Origin of the sequence: Acidiphilium sp. PM, assembly GCF_000219295.1 — a bacterium.
Taxonomy (GTDB): domain Bacteria; phylum Pseudomonadota; class Alphaproteobacteria; order Acetobacterales; family Acetobacteraceae; genus Acidiphilium; species Acidiphilium multivorum.
This window is the reverse complement of the sequence record NZ_AFPR01000081.1, coordinates 1-2,000: the sequence shown is the minus strand read 5'-3', so window position 1 is coordinate 2,000 and position 2,000 is coordinate 1. Positions and strand designations below refer to the sequence as shown.

The 2,000-nt window shown below is 70.3% G+C and carries 2 protein-coding genes; both read right to left on the bottom strand.

Features of this window, described 5'->3' with window-relative positions:
- The coding region (locus APM_RS03415) for a DEAD/DEAH box helicase (RefSeq protein ID WP_007421959.1) at positions 1 to 1,220 on the bottom strand (1,220 nt) is incomplete at its 3' end.
- A 236-nt stretch (positions 1,221 to 1,456) separates the two neighbouring features.
- Complete coding sequence (locus tag APM_RS03410) at positions 1,457 to 1,684, bottom strand: hypothetical protein (protein ID WP_012040198.1); 228 nt, start codon at positions 1,682 to 1,684, stop codon at positions 1,457 to 1,459.
- Positions 1,685 to 2,000: the final 316 nt, after the last annotated feature.

Sequence of the window (2,000 nt, the reverse complement as noted above, 5' to 3'; positions counted from 1 at the left end):
GCGGCCTTGGGCGGGCCGTTGCGCTTGGGCATCTGGCCCTGGCGGGCGACCTGGTTGCGGGCGCGGAGGAGATGCGGCGGCGCGAGGCCGCGCACCGGCTGGGCGCCGCCGGGGACGAGATGGCGGCCGATCAGCGTCTCGATATCGCGCAGATAGGGCAGCTCGGAGGGCTCGACCAGCGAGATCGCCACACCCTCGGCGCCGGCGCGGGCGGTGCGGCCGATGCGGTGGACGTAGGATTCCGGCACGTTCGGCAGCTCGAAATTCACCACATGCGAGACGTTGTCGACATCGATGCCGCGGGCGGCGATGTCGGTCGCGACGAGGACGCGGATGCGGCCGGAGCGGAACTGGTCGAGCGCGCGCTCGCGCTGGCCCTGGCTCTTGTTGCCGTGGATCGCGGCGGCGCCGATGCCGGCATCCTCGAGATGGCGGGTGACCTTGTCGGCGCCGTGCTTGGTGCGGGTGAAGACGATGGCGCGCTCGACCGCGACGTCGGCCAGCAGCCAGGCGAGCTTGTCCTTCTTCTCCTCGGGGGCGAGGAGGAGCACCTGCTGGTCGATCCGGTCGACCGGCTTCGATTCGACGCTGACCGCGACCTCGCGCGGGTCGCGCAGGAATTCGCCAGCCAGCGCGCGGATCGGCTTCGGCATGGTGGCCGAGAACATCACCGCCTGGCGCTGGCGGGGCAGCTTCGCCATGATCTGGCGGATCGCCGGGATGAAGCCGAGATCGAGCATCTGGTCGGCCTCGTCGAGCACCACGGTTTCCACCGCATCGAGGCGGATGACGCCGGCGGCGACATGGTCGAGCAGGCGGCCGGGGGTGGCGACCAGCAGGTCGACCCCGGATTCCATGCGGCGGGCCTGCGGGCCGGGCTTGGCGCCGCCGATGACGACGGCGACCGAGGGACGGGTGAACTTGCCGTAGGTGCGGGCGGCATCGGCGATCTGGGTGGCGAGCTCGCGGGTGGGGGCGAGGACCAGGGCGCGGCAGGCGCGCGGCGCCGGGCGGGCGCGGTTCGCCGCGATCCGGTGCAGGATCGGCAGCACGAAGGCGGCCGTCTTGCCGGTGCCGGTCTGGGCGATGCCGACGAGGTCGTGGCCTTCGAGCATCACCGGGATCGAGCGGGCCTGGATCGGGGTGGGGGTTTCATAGGACTGCTCGCTGATGGCGCGCAGCAGGGGCTCGGCGAGGCCGAGGGTGGTAAAATCGGTCAAGACAGCGCTTTCGTCGCGGCTCCTTCGATGCGAGGGAGCGGCACAAGGGTGGCAGGAAGCTTCGTAGACGAGCCGCCCAGAGGGTGCGCGCCCCGCATGGAACGCGCCTGCCGGCGGATGGCGGCGCCAGGGCGCGGCCGGCCGGTGAACAGAGCCGGCGGCCATCGGGCCGCATCTACGAGCGCTGTTCGTCAGCGCGGGATATAGGCGCTCAGCCGCCGGGTTGGCAAGGGCGGTCAGTGATGCCAGCCGCCATGCCAGCCTTCGTCGTCATCGCCATGCCACCAGCCGCCGCCGATCGTGACGCCGCCATAGACCACCGGCGGCGGGGCATAGGGATAGGTGTAGTAGCCGCCGCCATAGCCGGCGCCGTAGCTCGACGGATAATAGACGCATCCGCCGAGGGCGAGCGCCGCGCCGGCCGCCACGGCCGCGAGCAGCATCCTGCGCAAATTCGGTCTCATCGTCGTTCCTTGCATCGTCTTTCGCATATTGTGCCGATCGGTATGGCGGCCATGGGGCCAATTCGTGCCAAAATTGTAACTTGATGAGGAACCGCTTTTTTCCGGGCACGATCGGACCAAACTTGCGCCACAGGGGTCCGCGACCGGCGGGATGCGACTTCGGACCGGCGGGATGCGACTTCAGGAGGTCATGATGCGCAGGCAGTTCGCAACGTTGTTTCATATTGCATGGCTGCTCGCCGCCCTGCTCGCCGGGACGACGGCGACGGCGCGGGCCCAGGCGAACGGCGCGCCGCCCGCCCGCGTCGGCCAGATC

Coding starts and splice junctions, on each gene's coding strand:
- APM_RS03410 (WP_012040198.1), bottom strand. CDS start 1,684: ATGAGACCGAATTTGCGCAGGATGCTGCTCGCGGCCGTGGCGGCCGGC.